The following is an 18495-nucleotide window of genomic DNA, read 5'->3' as shown; positions in this document are numbered from 1 at the left end:
CGGGGGACGTCGCGTTGCGCTCTGCGGCATTTATCGTTCAGCCGCGCGCACTATCCGCGTCGTCGTTTTTCTCAAGCTGCTTTTGGATGAGCGTGCGTTCGAAGCCATGGACAATGTCTTTCGAAACCGCATTGTTGCTCATAGTCTCTCCCAGATTGTTGATCACATCTCCTAATGCTGCAGTGGTCGGCGCATCTGCCCGCCCTTTGCGCGCCGCCTGCTCCTCAAGCAGTTTGGCAATGCCGACACCGCCGACATCCGCCATCTTGTTCGCCATGGCTTCCGCCATCATCGACTTCCAGTAATCGCCTGCTATGCCCTTGCCGAAGGTCGCGGTCGTGTCACTGGTAAACATCGACTGGACAAAGGATTGCAGCATGAAGGCCTCGAATTTCCGATAGGCCGGATTGATCGTATTCTGCGCGTCGGGCCGCATGGTCACGCCCGCCGAAAGACTGTCGGAAAAGCTCGCGAAATTGTCCCGCGTCAGTCCCGTCACGGACGACGCCGTCGCCTGCATGGTGCCGGATACCGACTTCAACCGTTCCGCCGCCATGCGATAGGCCTGCGGATCGGCCGCGCGGGCTACATCCATCACCAGATCTGACGGCGGGTTGATCGCCATGCAAGGTTTCCTTCTTCATCCTATGAGTGCACCATAATGGGTCAAACTTGACTGAAACTTGTGGGCGAGTTCAGCGCGGCCCAGACGGCGTTTTCGTGGTTTTCCGGCTAACAAATTCCTCGATCAGACTGGCCAGTTCGTGCCGGTCCAGCTCGCTTTTGGCCTCTTCCAGCCGATCTTCCAGCAATTCAACCCGCCGTTGTTCCTTCAAAAGCGCGCTGCGCTCCGACTCGAGCTTTGATTCGAGCGCCATCGATTCGACTGCGTTTGCGCCAAGACGCTTGATGAGCAGCGACGGATCGATATCGAAGGCCGCGCCGTCATAGCGCCGGTCCTGCATGGCGATGAGCGCCAGGCGCTCCTCTTCCAGCGCCAGCTTGCGCGCATTGGAAACGGCAAGCGCCGATTCGAGCCGGGCGCTGCCGAGCTTCTGCAAATCGATCAGCTTCTTGAGGTTGCGTGTGTTGGTCTGGGCCATAGCCACCTCAAAACAAAGCGCGCATTTGCGTAGCGGTTTCGTTCGTAAAGAAGCGCAGGAGTTCCGGCAGGATGAAATAGATCACCAGCAGCCCGCCCCCCAGCACGAAAGGCATCGACACGAAGTAGATCGGGATCGACGGCGTCAGCTTGTTGACCAGACCAATCGCGAAATTGACGAGAATCGCAAAGACGATGAATGGCGCTGCGATTCGCAACGTGGCCATGAAGGCCGATGACAGCGCATCGGTAAAATCGATCATCGCCGCATCGGGCCGGAATCGTCCGTCCACCGGAATGGCCGTATAGGAATTGAGCAGCGCGCGCAGAATTTCCAGATGCATGTCTGTGACGAAGAACAACAACAGCGCACTGAATGTCACGATGGTCGCCAATGTTGCCTGCGGCTCCGATTCGGTAATCGCGTCCGCGGGCGCGCCGCTAAAGCCTATGGCCATCGCCATGGTGTTGGCCATGAATTGCAGCGCCCAGAAATAGATATGCGCCAGAATGCCGATCACCGCGCCGACAAACATCTCGCTCGCCATCAGGCGGAACAGCGTCCACGGCGCGCCGCCATCAACGGCTGTGACAATGCGTGACAACACCAGCGGCAACACTGCGAAGGAGCACGCCAGCGCGATGAAGAGCCGGACCTGCAAGGGAATGCGCGCGCTCGAAATCCCCGGCATCAGCATCAGGCATGCGCCGACGCGGCAGAACGCCAGAACGGCTGCCAGAATGATGTCGTTGAGCGGCAGTTGCGCGATCGGCACTCAGGCCCCTTTCCGCATAAGAATCATATAACCGTCCTCTTGATCCCCTCGTCCTTCGATCCTTCGAGACGCCCCTCCTTCGCCAAGCTCGGAGGGTCTCCTCAGGATGAGGGGGAGCCAGACTTTCCCCTCATCCTGAGGAGGTGCCCTGAGCGCAGCGAAGGGAACCGTCTCGAAGGATCGAGGGGTCAAGGGAATCGAAGAACCTGGACCTATGAAATCGCGCCGAGCGACTTCACTTCCACGCCGCGTGCGATTTCGACATGCGACAGCACCGGCAAGGTTGCGAACAGGCGCTCGATGATCATCCGGATATAGGGCCGCGCTTCCGGCGACGATACGAGGACGAATCGCTCGCCATTGTCGAAATGCTTGCGAATAACTGTCGATGCTTCCGTGCCGAACTGTTCCAGCAGGCGCGGGTCGATATCGAACTCGACGATTTCACCCTTGGCGTCGCGCTTGAGGCTCTGGTGGAACACCAGATCCCAGCGGTTGCCGAGACGCAGCACATTGAGCACACCATTATCGGAAAGATCGCCGCAGATTTGCTGCGCCATGCGCATGCGCACATGTTCGACAATCATTTCCGGACGGCGCACCAGCGGCGCGATTTCCGCAATGGCTTCGAGAATGAGATGCAGGTTGCGGATCGACACCCGCTCGGCCAGCAGCAGCTTCAGCACGGCCTGCAAACCGGAATAGGAAATATGCGCCGGGCTGATATCCTCGACCAGCTTGCGATATTCCGGCCCCAGACGATCCAGCAGAATGCGCATATCCTTGTAGGACAGGAGCTGAGCCAGATTGTTGCGCACGATTTCGCTGAGATGGGTGAGCAGGACGGACAGATTATCGACCGTCATATAGCCGTCGCGGCGCAAATCCGAAGCGAAGGTTTCGGGCACCGAATAGGCGCGCATGCCGAAGGCCGGCTCGCGGGTTTCCTCACCGGGGATCGACGGAATCGGGCGCTCGCCCAGCACCACCAGAATTTCACCGACGCGCAGTTCATGGCTGGCCACCGACGTACCATGAATCTTGATCCGGTAGCTTTTCGGCGGCAGGGCAAGGTCGTCCGTCACCTTGATCTCGGGAATAACGAAGCCGTATTCCTGCGCGAATTTGCGACGCATCTTGTTGACGCGATGCGCCAGCTCCTGCTGCGACGCCATCAGGCGTGCGGAAAGCTGCTTGCCAAGGCACAGTTCAATCTGGCTGGTTTCCAGCGATGCCTTGACGGAATTGCGCTCCTGATCCTCGGCCTCGCGCTGCTTCTTGCCGGCTTCAGCGGCTTCGGCCTCGCGCTGGCGCGCCTGACGGCGGGGGACGGCAATACCGACAAACGCCATTGCGCCACCCAGCATGAAGAACGGAAATGCCGGAAGGCCCGGCATGATGCCGAGAACGAACAGCAGCATGGACGCAACCAGAAGCGCCTTTGGATAAGCGCCAAGCTGGCCGAAAATCGCCTGATCGGCAGAGCCGCGCGTTCCGCCCTTCGACACCAGAAGACCGGCGGCGAGCGAAACGATAAGAGCAGGAATCTGCGTGACGAGACCGTCACCGACCGACAACTTGGTGAAGACGTCAGCCGCGTGGGAAATGTTCATGTCATGGCGGGTAACGCCGATGATGATACCGCCGAATATGTTAACGGCGGTGATGATCAGACCGGCGATGGCGTCGCCGCGCACGAATTTCGAGGCACCGTCCATCGAGCCGAAGAAGGAGCTTTCTTCTTCCAGTTCACGGCGACGGCGCTGGGCTTCCTTTTCATCGATCAGGCCCGACGAAAGGTCGGCATCAATGGCCATCTGCTTGCCGGGGATGGCGTCGAGGGTAAAGCGTGCGCCCACTTCCGCGATACGCGTCGCACCCTTGGTGATGACGAGGAAGTTGACGATGATCAGGATACAGAAAACGACGAGACCGATGACAAAATCGCCGCCCATCACGAATTGCGAGAAGCCGTGAATCACGCGGCCCGCAGCGAGATAGCCTTCATTGCCGTGGGTGAGAATCACACGCGTCGTCGCAATATTGAGCGAGAGGCGCATCATGGTCGCGATCAGCAGGACGGTCGGAAAGGCCGAGAAATCAAGCGGCCGCTGAATCCACAGCGCCACCATCAGAATCAACACCGAGAAAGCGATGGAAAAGGCCAGACCGATATCCAGCACCATAGCTGGAACGGGCAGGAAAAGCACCGTCAGGATGATGATCATGCCTGCCGCCAGCCCCATATCGCTGCCGGTCAGAAATCCGCTTTTTATGAAGGGTTTAGCCGCTGCCTGCTGCACGTCCGTCTCCTGTTACGAAGCGGACCTTAGCTTGCGAAGCTTGCGCGAGGACTTCGCAACGGCAAAACGCCGGAGCAAGTTGTTGGTATTGACGACCGTGTCGCCAGCGGCGGAAGCTGTTCCTTTTCAAGAGAACAACATGATTTCAAATGGCAAAAGCAGCTTTCCCGAAGCGGAGGACGTCATTTTCGGTTGGTACGACGGTCAGCCTGATGCAAACGATGTCGCCGAGTTCTTCGTTTCCAATGTCAGCCCGACATATATTTCCCACACGGATATTCAGTGGGGACGTGCATCGGGCATCGGGCAATGGAGCCCCGGACTGCGTGAAAATATCGAGAAGCTCGCAATCCAAGCCAAGGGAAACGAGTGCGCAGGATCGGCCCGGTCGGGTATATCCCTGGCCATCGCCATGAAAAATCATACCCTTGTGGGCATCGGTTTCGTGACTGTTAGGCTCGATGCCGCTTGCCCCTATGCGATACTGGAAGATTTACTGGTCAGCAAAAGCAGTCGCGGCAAAGGAATCGGCTCATCGATGCTGAATTGGGTTCGCGATCAATGCCGTGCGGGTGGTATTCGCAGAATGTTCCTCGAAAGCAATCTGGATAACAAGCAGGCTCATGCCTTGTTTCACCGCCTGGGCTTCCAATCGCTTTCCGTCGTCATGTCCTGCGACTTATGAGGAGCGCTAAAATCCCTTTTCGATGCGCGAATAGACGAGCAGCGTGAAGGAATTGATCTGCGCGCCGACAAAAGGTGCGGTTACGGCCAGCACGATGAAGATGACGACAATCTTCGGAACGAAGGTCAGGGTCATTTCCTGCACCTGCGTCAGAGCCTGAAACAGCGCGATGCCGATGCCGATAAGCATGGCGGCAAGAACCGCCGGGCCGCTGGCCATCAGTACGGTCCATACCGCCGAATTGACGATATCCAGCGCATCAGCTTCGTTCACCGGGATAGTCCTTAGCTGACCTTGACGCCCTGGCCGATGGTGACGGTCTGCCCGTCTTCCAGCTCGGCGAGCATGCCGGACTGCTGGATCGTGACCGATTTCACCACGCCGGAAATCGTGCCATCGGCACTGGTCACCGTGCGACCGATCCAACCTTCCGCTTGCGACAGCGACGAGTTGGCGATCAGCGTTTCCAGCTTGGTGTTCATCTGCACGGACTGCTCGACGCCGGAAAAGGTCGCGAGCTGCGAGACATATTGCGTCGCGTCCATCGGCTGCGTCGGGTCCTGATTCTTCATCTGGGCGACCAGCAGTTTCAAAAACGAGTTGTAATCGACGTCCGCCTTCGCCGCCGAGCTGGAGCTCGACGAATTATTGGTGGTGGTCGTCGTATTGGTAACCGCTGTTGTCGTGGTCATAGACCTGTCTCCCTGACCTGATCCGGATTCTTGGCTCGCGGCATGACGCTCTGTTCCGGCATCAGCTCCGCCTCGCGCGGATATTGCGCGCGGATCGTTTTCAATGCTTCGAAAACGCGCCCGTTATGCACCAGCTCGTCGACGATCTTCAGCGCATTCAGGATTTCCGGATCGGAAAATGCCTTGAACATGCCTTTCAGCATTTGCCCGAAGGTCTGGCGCGCCTGCTCGCGCAAGGAAGGCTCGATGAGCATCATCTGCGCCGCGAAATAAAGCTGGCGCAGCGGTGACGTCGTCTGGTCCGGCTGGAGCACATGGTTTTCCAGAAGGAACGTCGCATCGTTGAGCAGTTCCAGCGATACCTTGCGGTCAGCCTTCAGCACTGCGCCGTTGATGTAGATTTTCTCGCCCGCCCGAAGCGACAGGCGGATTGCCGATTTGCCGTTGACCGCCATTTCAAAGACCGTCCCGGATCGACCGCGTAATATCGATCAGCGTATCGTAATCGTTGCTTTCGCCCTGGCGAATGCGTTCCAGCTCCTTGAGCACGAAAATGCCGATGGAGATGATTGCCGCTTTCAGCTCTTTCGGCAGCGCATTCTCCTCCGAACCCAGATCGTCGATGATCGTGGTCCAGAGCCGCATCGTGAAATAGCCGGCATCAATGCCTTCACGCGAACCGGCGCCATTGACCTTGGCAGCCGCGAGCATGTCTATCGAACGGTCGAAAAGCATCCGTTCGCGGTCCTTGGCGCTCGCCATATCGTCATTCATGACATCTTCGTAGCGCAACTGATACATGTCGTCTCCGCTAGAGCGCCTTTTGATCTGATTAGATCAGATCGGCGCTCTATATGGTTGTTCTTACGCACATCTTATCCGAAAACCGTTTCACACTTTTCGGGATGTGCTCCGATGGGCACCACCGGTGCGGGTCGCCTCATGCTACCGCTGTTATGATGTTGCCCGCTTTATTTCAAATAGTTGAGCAGGCTCATGCTCTGGAGCTGAACCGTCAGCTGATAGGAGGTTTCGATCTGCGTCTTCAGATCGTTGACGCGGGTCGCTGCCTCGTAAGGATCGACTTCCTCGAGATTGAGAACCGAGTCGTTCAGGATTTTCTGCTGCGCGGTGATGCGCGTTACTGCCTGCGAGGTGCGCGACTGCGCAAGGCCAAGCGTGGTCTGTGACGCCGTCACCGCGGTCACGGCCTGCGTGGTTGTCTGCATCGCCTCGGTGGTCAGCGCCTGAAACGCCGAGTCGTTCAACCCGATATTGGAAAACTCTGCGATCATCGCAAAAGACATGATCGCCTTGCGGAAGCCGTTGGCATTGGCGCTGATCGAGGTATCAGCCGTTTCGGTCGGTGAAATACGGCTCTTGATGGCCGTATCCGATGCGTCGGACCAGTTGGCGTCCCAATTGGCATCGTTGAACTGGTCGGCATAATCGCCCTGGAGAAATGTGGTCATTTCGTCAGCGGTGATGTTGGCGACCTGAGGATCGTCCACCGTGAAGCCGAAATGCGCTGCAAAAGCGTCGCGGATCGCGGTCTGCGCGGTGCCGCCGTCGGTATAGTCGGCAATGGGCTTCACATCCGTATTGACGCCGGAGAAGATATATTCGCCGTTATAGCTGGTGTTGAGCAGACCCGTAACGCTGTTCAGCGCGGCGCGGGCGGTTTCGGCAATCGTCTGGCCGCTTTCACTGGAATTGCTCACGCCAGTCAGACTGGCGAGAAAATCCTGCGTCGTTTCAATGACGGAACTCGTCGCGGTCTGCGTCGTCGTCATCCGCTGCTGCACAAGATTGTTCATGTCCAGCAAAACGCTCAGCCGGTCATATTCCTTGCGCAAGGAAACGCTCTGGCCGGACTTCGTGCCAAGTGCCAGCCCGACATCGAAGACGGTTCCCGTCGTCGCTTCCTGCTGGGCCTTGACCAGATCAGCCTTGCTCTTGCTGACAAGCGCCCGGAGGGCGGAAGCTGCACCATAGTTGGAAACTGATTGCGCTTTCATGAGCCTCACACCGCCGCGAGCAAATCGTCGAGCATCGAATTGACCGTCGTCAGCACGCGGCTCGATGCCTGATAGGAATGTTCCAGATCGAGAAGCAGCGCCATTTCGGTATCGATATTGACACCGTTGGCGTTGGACATGGCCTGATCGGCCTGGGTCGCTACCGTCTGGTTGTAGGTATATTCGTTGTTGGCCGTCTTGCGCTTGCCTTCAAGCCAGCTGACCGAGGACGAACCATAGTCGATCAGGCTCGAATTGGCCTTGAGCCCGGCCGCAGCGTCGAAGCTGAACGGCGTCGAAAACGCTTCATTGAGCGCGAGCAGACGGTCTGTGAAACCGGCGGCGTTGTTCGAATTATAGACGTAGTCGGCGCCATTTGCGCCGCCGTCACGCAGATAGCTCGGGCTGCCGCCTTCCGACGAAATGAAGGCCGACGATACCTTGATCGTTCCTGCTATCCCGGATGTCAGGCTTGCGCCCGGCACGGCTGGCGAACCCGACCAGCTGAAGAGGCCCGTCTTGTCCGCGCCGCCATTACCGGACTGATCCGATTCGGAAAACATCGAGACGAGGCCGCGCGCAATCTCATCGAGCTGCATCTGATATTGCGGCGCAATCTGGTCGCGCAACTGCAGAAGCCCGCTGAGGCGGCCCGTGCCATAAGGCTGGTCGAACGTATCGTGGCTGAGCGGCACGCCATCCACCAGCACGGCATTGCCCGCGGTACCGGCAGTCAGGCTGCCCGATGGCGCAAAGGTCACGGCGCGTGCGGTGGTTTCAAACAGCGTCACGCCATTATCGGCGAAGATCACCATGTCGTTGTCGCCGCGCGTCATGGTGGTGATGCCGAGTTCGCCCGAAATCTGCTTCAGAAGCGCGTCGCGCTGATCCAGCGCGTCCGACACGTCGCGCCCCGCGCGCGTGCCGCTGACAACGTCCTTGTTGACCTGTTCGAACTTGGACAGAAGATCGTTGATATTGGCGACCGACACGGCGATTTCGCTATCGGCATCCTCGCGCAGCGCCTGCACCTGCTTGGTGCCGTCGTTCAGCGCATTGGCAAGCGCCTGCGCCGTGGACACGACGCTGTCGCCGAGCGACGAATTGGACGCCGAGGCCGCATAGGTCTGGAGAGCATCGCGCAGATCGCCCATCAGAGCCGATGGCGAGCCAGAGTAATTGTCTGCCGAATAAATCGACGAAAGGCGGTCGAGACCGCTTGCAAGAGCCGAAGAAGAGGCCGCCGTGCTGTTGGACTGGATGTAGCGATTGAACAGCGCCTCATCCGCCGAGCGGGTGACATTCACATAAAGAGAGCCGTAAGGCCCAGAAACGAGGGAGGCGGTACGCCGCGAATAGTCGGGATCGTTCACGCCAGCAATGTTGCGCGAAACAACCGATGTCTGCTTGGACGTTGCCGCAAGCGAGCTTTTGGCCGTCGATAGAGCAGAACTGAGTGACATCCTTTTCCCCTCATAAACAAAATAGAGCGTTTGCGGGAAGGTCAGGCTTCCCGCAAACGCTTAACTTATCTCTTCAGATTGACCAGAACGTCCATCAGTTCTGAGCCGGTCTGGAAGACTTTCGAATTGGCCGTATAGCTGCGCTGGGCTTCGATCATGTCGGTCAGCTCCTGCGCGATATCGGCGTTTGATTCCTCAAGCGAGCCGGACATGATCTTGCCCATACCATCGCTCTGCGGATAACCGACCGTAACCGCGCCCGATGCAGCGCTTGGCGAAAACACGTTGCCGCTCACCACCGTCATGCGGTCGGGGCTGGCCACGGTTGCCAGCGGCAAACGGTAGAGCACCTGCTGCGAGCCGTTTTCGTAAATCGCGACAACCGAACCATCCGCGCCCACATCGACACTTTGCAGCGACGACGGCGCCTGGCCGTTGATGGTGGCCTGCGAAATCGTGTAGCTGCCTGTACGCGCCGTCGATGCGCCGAGATTGAGGTCCAGTGTGCCGCCATTGTAGCCGGTCAGGTCGACAGAAACGTTACCGCCGGAAACCACCGCACCCGTTACCGGATCGAAGGTCAGCGTGCCGGTGCCGATTTCGACATTGTCGGCAGCGTTCTTGACCGAAACCGACCAGGTATCATCCGCATTCTTGGTGAAATAGACGTCGAGCTTAACCGCCTCACCGGCATTGTTGTAGGAGATCAGCGAGGTCTTGTGATTATAGTCACCCGCGGTCGCAGGCGGCGTATCGGTTGTCGGCAGATTGACCGTGAACGTGCCCGCCGTGCTGCCGATAGCCGTCAGATCAGGCGCATTGACATTGACGATCGAAAGGCCGTTCAGGTCCGGCGCAACGCTGCCGTCAGCCGAACCAAGCAGGTAATAGCCAGCCGTATTGACCAGATTGCCATCCTTGTCGGGCACGAACGATCCCGCGCGCGTCAGATAGGTCGCGCCATCCGCGCCCTGCACGAGGAAATAGCCGTTGCCGTCAATGGCAAGGTCGGTCGTCGACGATGTGGAGCGGATGCCGCCCTGATCCGAAATACCGTAACGCACCGAGGTCAGCACGCTGCCGGAATTGTACTGGCCGCCACTGCTCGGGAGAACAAGCGACGAAAACTGCGTTTCAGCGCGCTTGTAACCGATCGTGCTCGCATTCGCGATATTGTCCGCGACAGCCGAGAGACGGTTTGCCTGAGCATTCATGCCCGAAACACCCGTCCGCATCATACCGTAGAGACTCATTGCCAGCTCCTGACATTTCTAGCCGAGAATTTTAGAACTTGTTACGATTCTAACGTGCCATGCTTGCGTGAAGCTGTAGCGTCGCGAGATTTTTGCCTTTTTACCGGGACACGGGCGCAGCTTTTGAAAGACCGGAATCCGGCTCTGAACTACACTGAGACACTGACTGGGAACTCAGAACCTGAAACAAGCAAACCATTCAAAGAACGAATGGGGCACTACTCGATGCTGATGCAGTAGCCGAGGAAGCGCTTGGAATCGATGGGGTCGAAGCCAAGCTGCTCGCGCAACTTCTTGCGCAGCTTGCTGATGTGGCTTTCCACGACGTTCTCTTCGACTTCACTATCGAAAATGCCGTAGATCGCGCCGAAAATCTGCGCCTTGTTGATGCGGCGACCGCGATTGGCAATTAGATATTCCAGAATGCGGCGCTCACGGCGCGGCAGCGGAAAATCAACGCCGTTGATCTGCGGATCGCGCCCATCGGAGAAAACGCGGATGGGGCCGAGATCGGTGCCGGCCTCTGCAACGCTCTGCGCACCAGCCGCGCGGCGGCGGATCGCATTGATGCGGGCCAGGATCTCGCGAACGTGGATGGGCTTGCGCACAACATCGTCAACCCCGGATTGAAAAAGCTCCAGCGTATGCTCGAGCGAGGGACGGTCGTTGAGCGCAATGACGGGGGCCTTGCAGCGTTCACGAATTCGGGCGGGAAGACGATGCTGGGTTGCGCATTCGCCAATGAGGAACGCTTCGACGGCCATAATATCCTGCCGCGGAACGGTCTCTACCCATTCGTCGAAATCTGCCGGTGTGAAGCCCGTCGTCGTGATGCCTTCACGGCCAAACCATGAGGCATAGCCTTCAGTGACAATATCTCTGTCATCCACGACGACAATCATCGGCCCGCCTTCCGAATCAATATGTTAGCCCAAGCAAGACAGAGGTAACTGGCGGAGTGACTCGGCGACAATGGCAAGAAATTGCCCGCAATAAATTGGGAGGCACTTTAGCATTATCTAATTTAAAGGGAATCGTGCAGATTGCATTGCACATGGGAAGAATAGCGGGCCGACCCTTAAAGAGACGTTAACGGCTCACGATGTTTTACGATTCATTACAAGGGCTTAATTATTGCTAACCTAAATTAGTCTGCAATCCGAAAGACAATCACTGATTGTACAGCCTCGAACGGCGTGTATGGAGCGCCGCTCTACAACCGTTAAAATTTTAGTGATATTGCGAGGACAGGTTTTAGACACCGCAAAATATTTTTGCGTCCGGCGTCCAGTTTCCGAACCCGGTCGCGACCATATTCGCCATCACCCGGCAGACATATCGCTTCTGTGCCGGGTTGTTGTTCGGGCCTGCATGATAGCGTGCGACGGCCATCGTCCAGTTGCCTTCACGGGTACGAAGCTGCTTTAGAAAACGGGCCGCGTAATCGACATTGAGGCTCGGTATCAGCATGGACGCGACTGACGGAAATTCCTGCCCGTGATAGTAGTAGTTGATTTGCATGCAACCAAGATCAATCAGCTTTGCGCCCCCGGCACGCACCTCGGTAAAGCGCTTCAGGGCCGCACCTTGTGACGGGAGAAATTCTGCCCGGCCCTCGATATTCATCGCATAAGGTTGCAATGAATTCTTGCGTCCGGTTTCCGTCAGTCCGACAGCGTAGAGAATGCCGAGCGGCACATCATAGCGCGCGGAAGCACGGTGCATTTCGCGCTCGCAGACATTCTCCGCTGCTGCAATGCTGGTGCTACACAACCAGACCGCGACTGCGGCCAGCAGTGCCTGCAACAGTGTCACGCGCCGCAGTTTCGGAACCTGACTGCTTGCCGGACCGGTCTTGTCCCGTTTGGCTGGAATCGCCATTCTGCCTGCCCTCGCCGCTTGCAAACTGTGCCTGTGCCTGAGACTGCGCGCCATTGCGGCCATCGAAGCCGCCTTGCATGTTGAAAGCCTGCTGTTGGCCGGATGATTGCTGTTGTGCGCCCGCCTGTTGCTGACCAGCATTCTGGCTTGCAGCGGCGTGCTGCACCGCGCTTGCGGCGCTGCGGTCAGCGACTGTCACGGTAATACGTGCATCGTCTCCGATACCTGCACTTTTCAGCGCTTTTTCAATCACCGAGCGGTCGGCGGAAAGCGCTTCGGCAGCCTGCGCCTTATCCGCCACAAGGTGCACTTCCACCCCATCCGGCACAACGCGGATGCGCGCCGTCACCTGCCCCAGATCGACCGGATCGAGCCGGATTTGCAGCGTCTTCACCGAGCCGAAGCTGCGCTCGGAAACCACCTGCACATCTGCCACCCGTACAGCCTGCTGGGTGGCAGCCGCAGCCTTGCCTTCCGCTGGTCCGGCGGACTTGCTGGCGGTCTGCTGCGGCTGGAAGAAACCGCGATCAGCAGCACCGGAATTAGCCGGCTGACTACCGGCTGGCTTGTCAGCTTTCAAGAGATCAGCAAGGTCGGCTTCGGGCTTTTCGGCAACTGTGTCCTGTTGCGTGGCAGTTGCCTCGCTGGACGCGGCCTGAGCGGATTTGGAAGACGGCTTTGTGTTTGCAGCTGGCGCGAGATTTTGGGTTGCTTCGCCCTTGCGCTTCACGTCGATGGCGGCGTCTGCCCCGACCTGCGCTTCCTTGCCTTCGATGGCGTCTGCATCCACGCCATCAGCTTGTGCAAGCGCAGCCTTTCCAGTCTTTTTCGCCAGATTTTCTGTGGCGGAATTGTGGCTTTCGCCATTCAAATTGGGCATATTCGCGGCTAAAGAAAGGACATTCTGCGACACCACCCAGGATGAAGCCTGCGTTGAGGCATCCGATTTCTGCTCGTCCTGCTCTTCGGCCTGCGCTGTGTCGGCATCTTCTCCCTTGGCGACCGGCTTGCCATGCGGCTTTTCCAGAAGCGCGCCGAACAGCTGCGACGGATCGGAATTTTCCTGCCCATCCACTGCTGCCTTGCCTTGTCCGTTAGCCTGCTGGGGCGCCAGACTGCGGGTCGGCGACGCCATCCGTCCAGCCTGACCGAGCAAAATATCCACGCTCATCGAATGGTCTCCCCTAGCAAAGCGTCGATCTCGGCAAGCTTGCGCCGGGCATCGTCCATGGTCTTCTGCAAATCGTCTGCGGGCTGCGCCGGAGTCGGTTTCCAGCCCGCAACCGGCGACGAAACCGGTGCCGCCACAGGTGTGGCAACGGGCGTTGCGACAGGTGCTGTAGCGGGCACATCGGCCACCGCCATGGCGGGTACATTCCGGTCTTCCGGATCGGGCTCAGGCGCTGCTTTGGCTGGCGGCAGGGCGTCTGGCGCGCGGGTCACGACCGAACCCACCGTCTCGGCAGCCTTCAACAACTTGCGGTCCGGTTCCTGCAGGCGATCAGGCGAAATCTGCGACAGTTCACGCAAGGCGCTTCCCGCCGAATCGGAAGCGACACCGCTGGCCGCCGCATAAAGATTAGCGCGTGTCGGATCGGCCTTCAGCCGGTCGGCGAGCTTGCGCGCCTCGGCAGACATGAAACGCGCCCGCTCGGTCTGGCCGTCCACCAGAGCGCCGCGCGCAATCTGGAGGTAAAGCGAATATTGCATCACCGGATCGGCGGCAGCGATCAGCTTCACCAGTTCAGCATTGCCAATACGGTCATTGAGCTTGAGCGCCGCGCTGACGAATTGTCCCATGAAATCACGCATATAGGGTGAGCGGGGAAAGCGCTGAAGATAGTTGCGCGCCAGCATTCTGATCTTTTCGGCATCGCCCAGCTTGGCGGCAATCGGCATCGAACGGCGGATCGCCGCTTCTTCGAACAGCGTGCCCGGCGCTTCGAGCCGCACCTGATCGAGCCGCAGCAGCGCTGTGGCCGGATCGAAGGCGGTCATCTGGCTTGCAGTCACGAGCACGATGGAAGCCTTTAACTCCGAAGGCACATCGGGCGACAGCGGAACGGAGAACAGCTTCACGACTTCGATCATCTGCCCGGAGGCATAGGCCAAAGCGCCTTTGACCAGCTCCTGCGGCACGACATCCGTGTTGAGATCAGCCAGAACCTTACGCACGGCATCGGGATTACCGCCATTGAAGAGGTAGATAATCGCCGCATAGATGTTGTCGGGATTATGCCAGGCTTCCTTCGGCGCGCGCGCCATATCGGCGCTGATGAAGGCCAGCAGCTTATTCAGCATGACCACGGCTTCCGGCTTTCCGGCCACCACCTGATCCTGCAACATGCGCAGCGAACGCACGAGCTTATAAGGCTCAAGTACCGGCAAGGTAGCGCCTATGCTGCCGCCCTGTTGCGCCTGCGCATAGCCACGCATCGGCGTTCCCGCCAGAGGCAGGCTCACGGTCAGAGCAATCATCAGGGAGCGCTGAACGAACCGCTTCATGGGGCAGACTTGAGGAAAATATCGATGCGGCGGTTCTCTGCCGCATTCGGATCATTGGCGATTTTTGGCTGGCGATCAGCGTAGCCTTCGACGCGCAGTACGCGTTTTTCATCCAGCCCGCCGCGCACCAGCATGTAATAGGCCATCTGCGCACGCGCCGAAGACAGACGCCAGTTGTCATAGCTGGCGCTTTTGAACGGACGCGAATCGGTGTGGCCGCTGATGATGACTTCGCCTGGCTGACGGGAAATCACCTGCGCTATGCGTTCCAGCATCTGGACCACGCGCGCATCGGGCTTGGCAGAGCCGATGGTGAACATGCCATAATCGATCTTGTCGGTAAGCTGGATCATCACACCGCCATCAACGGGCACCACCGTCACATCCGGCATGGGTTCAGCCTTGCTGCCCTGCTTGGCCGCTGTGGACTTTTCGCCTTCCGCAGCCTTTTTCAGTTCCGCGATGAGCTGATCCTGATCTTTTGCAGGCGCTTCGGCAGGCTTTGTAGCCTCTTCCGGCTTTGCCTCCGCCGTTTCCGGCTTGGGCGGCGTGGAGGGAGCGGCATTTGGAGGCGTCAGCTCGTCCGCAGCCTTGCTCGACCAGTAATCCGGGCTGAACGGATCGCGATAGGCGTCACCTCCGTCGGCACCCGTGGCCGGGCCGGATTGCGATGTGCCGCCATCGCCCTTGGCAGACTGATTCTGCAACACGCCGGTTTCATGCGCCAGTTCCGACAAAACCGCATAAGGCTCGCGGAAAAGCTGGCGCTCTTCCTGCTCGCTCGGTGGCTGCACCTTGGTGTCGTTGATGACCTTAGTGCTATCATCAACCTTCTGGTCACTGTCAAAGCGAACTTTGCCGTCTTTCTCGTCAATGTCCTGCACGCCTTTCGGGCTGGACTGCCGGTCCATCAGCTTGACGGGATTGAAATAGCTGGCGACAGCCGCCTTGGTTTCCTCATTGGCGGCGTTGATCAGCCACATGACGAGGAAGAAGGCCATCATGGCGGTCATGAAGTCGGCATAGGCGATCTTCCACACGCCGCCATGGTGACTGTCATGGTCGTCATGCCCGCCACGGCGAACAATGATGATTTCGCGCTTGGTTTCGGGATCGATGCTCATTGGACCGCAGCCTTCAATTCTTCAAGAAGCGGCGCGATGCGCGTTTCCAGCACCCGTTCGCCAAAGGAAAAGGACAGTTCATCCGATGCGTTTTCGGCAAACCGGCAACCGGATGGCAGCAGGGCCGCATGATCGCGCAGCGGGGCCAGCAGCCTTGCCGGGCCGGAGATTTCCGGCGCTTCGCCTTCCAGCGCCAGCGCAGCAATACGATGGGCAAATTCCGCAACCGCGTCGTGCTCAAGCTTCCCCGCGAGAAGCGGCGCCAGAACCTCGGCAATCTGAGCGGAACAGTTCTGTTCCAGCGCGGTCAGCGCTTCCGTCAGGCTGCGCGCCAGCAACAGCGCCTGTTCACGCGAGAAGGCGGCGCGAAGATCTTCGATTTCCGTCTCATGCTCGCGAAGCAGCCGGGCTTTCTCAGCTTCGTAAAGCGCCTCGGCCTCTTTATGGCCTTCCTCGCGGCCAAGCGTGTGGCCCTGCGCGTGACCGGTCTCGAAGGCCGTGCGCTTTTCTTCCTCGACCGCGATAATCGCCGCCACTTCCGCTTGTTCAGCGGCATCAAGCTTGTCGGCGAAATGGGGAGCCTTGGTTTCCTTTGCGCGTTCGGCTGAACGCGCACGCTGGGTCGGCTCCTGCTTCAATGGCTGCGGCTGCACCGGGGCAGCAATGATCTCCACCGCCTCATCGGCAATGCGATGGGTCGAAAAATCAGGAAGATAACGGCTGAGAGGGAGCGCGCTCATTATCAGGCAGCCTCAAGCTCCGGTGCATTGACCCGTTCGGCAGGGACAGGCTGCTTTGCAACATTTCCGCCGATCCACTGCTTGAGAACGGCAGCAACACGTTCTTCATCCATCTCGATCATCTGCTCCAGACGAAGCTTGGCGGGCATACGCATACGCTGGCGCAGATCGCTCAGACTGGTCTTCATCTGATCGGCATAGGCTTCCGGTCCGCCAATGACAGCCTGATGACCTTCGGTGCCTGCCTGTGTACCGACGAAATTCGGCGCTGCGATTTCGCCGGCTTCACGGATGGCAACTTCCGTGCCCGCTGGCTTGGCCGTCTGGTCACGCAGCAGCGGACGCAGACCAAACCAGATCAGCAGACCGACGGCGGCGAGGATGGCCAGCGCGTTGACGTAGCTTCCGCTCTGGCGCAGCAGCGTATCGGTCCATGGCGCCGAAACCGGCTCCATGTCGGCGCCTGCCGGATCAAGGAAGTTGACGGCCGTTACGTTGATGACATCGCCGCGGTCTGCATTGAGTCCAGCGGCAGTCGCAACGAGATCGCGAATTTTGGTGATCTGCTGATCGACGAAATTGGCAGGCGGCGGCGTGGTTCCGGCGGTTTGCAGCAGGCGGGCCTGATCGATGACAACGGCAATCGACAGGCGCTTGACGGAATAGCCGTCGCTGACAGTCGCAATCGTCTTGCTGTTCATTTCGTAATTGGTCAGTTCCTCACGGCGGTCGGTCTTCTCCGACGAGGTCTCGCCATTGCGGTTCTGAATTTCTTCCTGCGGAATGTTCTGCTCCACGCCGGTCGCGTTGTTATCGCGATTGTTGCGGGAATCGCCGCTTTCGCGCACCACGCGGACCGAACGTTCGACACGCGATTCGGGATCGAAGGTCGTTTCGTTGATCTGGCGGCGGTCGGTATTGAGCGTTGCCTGCACGCTGGTCTGGAAATGACCGAGACCGAGATAAGGTGCCAGCGCCTTGCGGATGCTGTCGTCGACATTACCGGCAACCTGCTGTTCCAGCGAGGCTGTCAGGAGGGCAGCACCATTGGCGGCTTCGCCTGCGGAGGCCAGCAGACGGCCATTGGTATCAAGAACTGTAACGGACGATGCATCGAGCGACGGCACGGCGGCGGCAACGAGCTGGCGGATCGACTGTGCCGATTCGGCTGCAAAACCGCCTTCCGCGCGGATGACCACCGAAGCAGACGGCTTCTGGTCGCCACGACGGAACGAGCCCTTTTCAGCCAGAACGATGTGCACGCGGGCGGCCTTCACGCCGCGAATCGCCTGAATTGTGCGGGCGATCTCGCCTTCAAGCGCGCGAACACGGGTGATTTCCTGCATGAATGAGGTGAGGCCCAGCGAACCCATATTGTCGAACAGCTCATAACCGGCATTGTTCGAGGTGGGCAGGCCCTTTTCGGCCAGATACATGCGCGCGGTTTCAGCCTTGCCGATCGGCACCAGAATGGACGAACCATCCGACTTCACATCGAAAGGAATACCGGCCTCGCCGAGCGCCAGACCCATGCGGTTCACGTCGTCGCGCGACAGACCGACATAAAGCGTCTCATAGGATGGACGGCTGAGATAGAAGCTCGTGTAGAGGATCGCACCCATCAGAGCGGCACCCACAAGCCCGAGCGCAACAAGCTTGCGCACGCCAAGCTTGCCAAGCGTTCCCCTGAGTTGTTCGATCAATTGCTGGAAATTCTGCTGCATCGACACCACCGCCATCATGATGGATGCAAACTAGACCGCGAAGCTTGCGCGAAAGTGGCGGCTGATAAAGCAGGAGTTTTCGGGAGCGAGAAGTCCCGACAACGAAGCGGGGCGCGGAATAAATCCCGCGCCCCTTTTCCGCCCAAAGACATCCGGTCCGATCAGGTCGGTCCGGATGCGAACCCCTGATTTGCCTGAGAACTCGCGGGAGCCAGCGAACCGGCTCCTT

General features: G+C 58.8%; 19 protein-coding genes. 1 reads left to right on the top strand and 18 read right to left on the bottom strand.

Features of this window, described 5'->3' with window-relative positions; genetic code table 11:
- Positions 1–37: 37 nt before the first annotated feature.
- The 4 genes from FGI60_RS24135 to flhA all read right to left on the bottom strand — a co-directional run bounded on the left by FGI60_RS24135 (position 38) and on the right by flhA (position 4181).
- A complete protein-coding gene (locus FGI60_RS24135; RefSeq protein ID WP_138787309.1) occupies positions 38–625 on the bottom strand; it encodes a rod-binding protein in 588 nt (195 codons plus the stop codon).
- Positions 626–695: 70 nt separating this feature from the next.
- Positions 696–1103 (bottom strand): hypothetical protein, encoded by a 408-nt coding sequence (locus tag FGI60_RS24130; protein ID WP_138787308.1) that lies wholly within the window; start codon positions 1101–1103, stop codon positions 696–698.
- Between the two features lie 7 nt (positions 1104–1110).
- Positions 1111–1878: a flagellar biosynthetic protein FliR gene (gene fliR / locus FGI60_RS24125; protein ID WP_138787307.1), complete on the bottom strand. Its 768-nt coding sequence runs from the start codon at positions 1876–1878 to the stop codon at positions 1111–1113.
- A gap of 212 nt (positions 1879–2090) precedes the next feature.
- Positions 2091–4181: a flagellar biosynthesis protein FlhA gene (flhA, locus tag FGI60_RS24120; RefSeq protein WP_138787306.1), complete on the bottom strand. Its 2091-nt coding sequence runs from the start codon at positions 4179–4181 to the stop codon at positions 2091–2093.
- An 82-nt stretch (positions 4182–4263) separates the two neighbouring features.
- On the opposite strand from flhA, the gene FGI60_RS24115 reads away from it, so the two are divergent.
- The gene (locus FGI60_RS24115; RefSeq protein WP_171058849.1) at positions 4264–4866 is read left to right on the top strand and encodes a GNAT family N-acetyltransferase; all 603 of its coding nucleotides are present in this window, start codon (positions 4264–4266) and stop codon (positions 4864–4866) included.
- Positions 4867–4872: 6 nt separating this feature from the next.
- Here FGI60_RS24115 and fliQ read toward each other — a convergent pair whose 3' ends face one another.
- The 14 genes from fliQ to fliF all read right to left on the bottom strand — a co-directional run bounded on the left by fliQ (position 4873) and on the right by fliF (position 18281).
- The gene (fliQ, locus tag FGI60_RS24110) at positions 4873–5139 is read right to left on the bottom strand and encodes a flagellar biosynthesis protein FliQ (protein ID WP_078340878.1); all 267 of its coding nucleotides are present in this window, start codon (positions 5137–5139) and stop codon (positions 4873–4875) included.
- Positions 5140–5150: 11 nt separating this feature from the next.
- On the bottom strand, positions 5151–5558 hold the full coding sequence (gene flgD, locus FGI60_RS24105; protein ID WP_138787304.1) for a flagellar hook assembly protein FlgD: 408 nt from the start codon (positions 5556–5558) through the stop codon (positions 5151–5153).
- A complete protein-coding gene (gene flbT / locus FGI60_RS24100; protein WP_138787303.1) occupies positions 5555–6013 on the bottom strand; it encodes a flagellar biosynthesis repressor FlbT in 459 nt (152 codons plus the stop codon). The genes flgD and flbT overlap by 4 nt, the downstream gene beginning before the upstream one ends.
- 1 nt (position 6014) lies before the next feature.
- The gene (flaF, locus tag FGI60_RS24095) at positions 6015–6359 is read right to left on the bottom strand and encodes a flagellar biosynthesis regulator FlaF (protein ID WP_078340875.1); all 345 of its coding nucleotides are present in this window, start codon (positions 6357–6359) and stop codon (positions 6015–6017) included.
- 170 nt (positions 6360–6529) lie between these two features.
- Positions 6530–7576, bottom strand: a complete 1047-nt coding sequence (locus FGI60_RS24090) for a flagellar hook-associated family protein (protein WP_138787302.1) — start codon at positions 7574–7576, stop codon at positions 6530–6532.
- Positions 7577–7581: 5 nt separating this feature from the next.
- A complete protein-coding gene (gene flgK, locus FGI60_RS24085; protein ID WP_138787301.1) occupies positions 7582–9039 on the bottom strand; it encodes a flagellar hook-associated protein FlgK in 1458 nt (485 codons plus the stop codon).
- Between the two features lie 65 nt (positions 9040–9104).
- Positions 9105–10292: a flagellar hook protein FlgE gene (locus FGI60_RS24080; RefSeq protein ID WP_078340872.1), complete on the bottom strand. Its 1188-nt coding sequence runs from the start codon at positions 10290–10292 to the stop codon at positions 9105–9107.
- Between the two features lie 218 nt (positions 10293–10510).
- Positions 10511–11194 (bottom strand): flagellar transcriptional regulator FtcR, encoded by a 684-nt coding sequence (gene ftcR / locus FGI60_RS24075; RefSeq protein WP_138787300.1) that lies wholly within the window; start codon positions 11192–11194, stop codon positions 10511–10513.
- Between the two features lie 352 nt (positions 11195–11546).
- Entirely contained in the window at positions 11547–12101 is a 555-nt protein-coding gene (locus FGI60_RS24070) for a transglycosylase SLT domain-containing protein (protein ID WP_318282883.1), read from the bottom strand.
- On the bottom strand, positions 12058–13344 hold the full coding sequence (gene fliK, locus FGI60_RS24065; protein ID WP_138787298.1) for a flagellar hook-length control protein FliK: 1287 nt from the start codon (positions 13342–13344) through the stop codon (positions 12058–12060). The genes FGI60_RS24070 and fliK overlap by 44 nt, the downstream gene beginning before the upstream one ends.
- On the bottom strand, positions 13341–14678 hold the full coding sequence (locus FGI60_RS24060) for a chemotaxis protein (protein ID WP_138787297.1): 1338 nt from the start codon (positions 14676–14678) through the stop codon (positions 13341–13343). Before FGI60_RS24060 ends, fliK begins: the two co-directional genes overlap by 4 nt.
- A complete protein-coding gene (locus tag FGI60_RS24055; protein WP_138787296.1) occupies positions 14675–15802 on the bottom strand; it encodes a flagellar motor protein MotB in 1128 nt (375 codons plus the stop codon). Before FGI60_RS24055 ends, FGI60_RS24060 begins: the two co-directional genes overlap by 4 nt.
- Complete coding sequence (locus FGI60_RS24050; protein WP_138787295.1) at positions 15799–16542, bottom strand: hypothetical protein; 744 nt, start codon at positions 16540–16542, stop codon at positions 15799–15801. The genes FGI60_RS24055 and FGI60_RS24050 overlap by 4 nt, the downstream gene beginning before the upstream one ends.
- Before the next feature lie 2 nt (positions 16543–16544).
- On the bottom strand, positions 16545–18281 hold the full coding sequence (gene fliF / locus FGI60_RS24045; protein WP_138787319.1) for a flagellar basal-body MS-ring/collar protein FliF: 1737 nt from the start codon (positions 18279–18281) through the stop codon (positions 16545–16547).
- Positions 18282–18495: the final 214 nt, after the last annotated feature.

It is taken from the genome of Brucella haematophila, from assembly GCF_005938105.1.
Taxonomy (GTDB): domain Bacteria; phylum Pseudomonadota; class Alphaproteobacteria; order Rhizobiales; family Rhizobiaceae; genus Brucella; species Brucella haematophila.
Note: the sequence above shows the minus strand (reverse complement) of the source record. Positions and strands in the feature narration are given on the sequence as shown.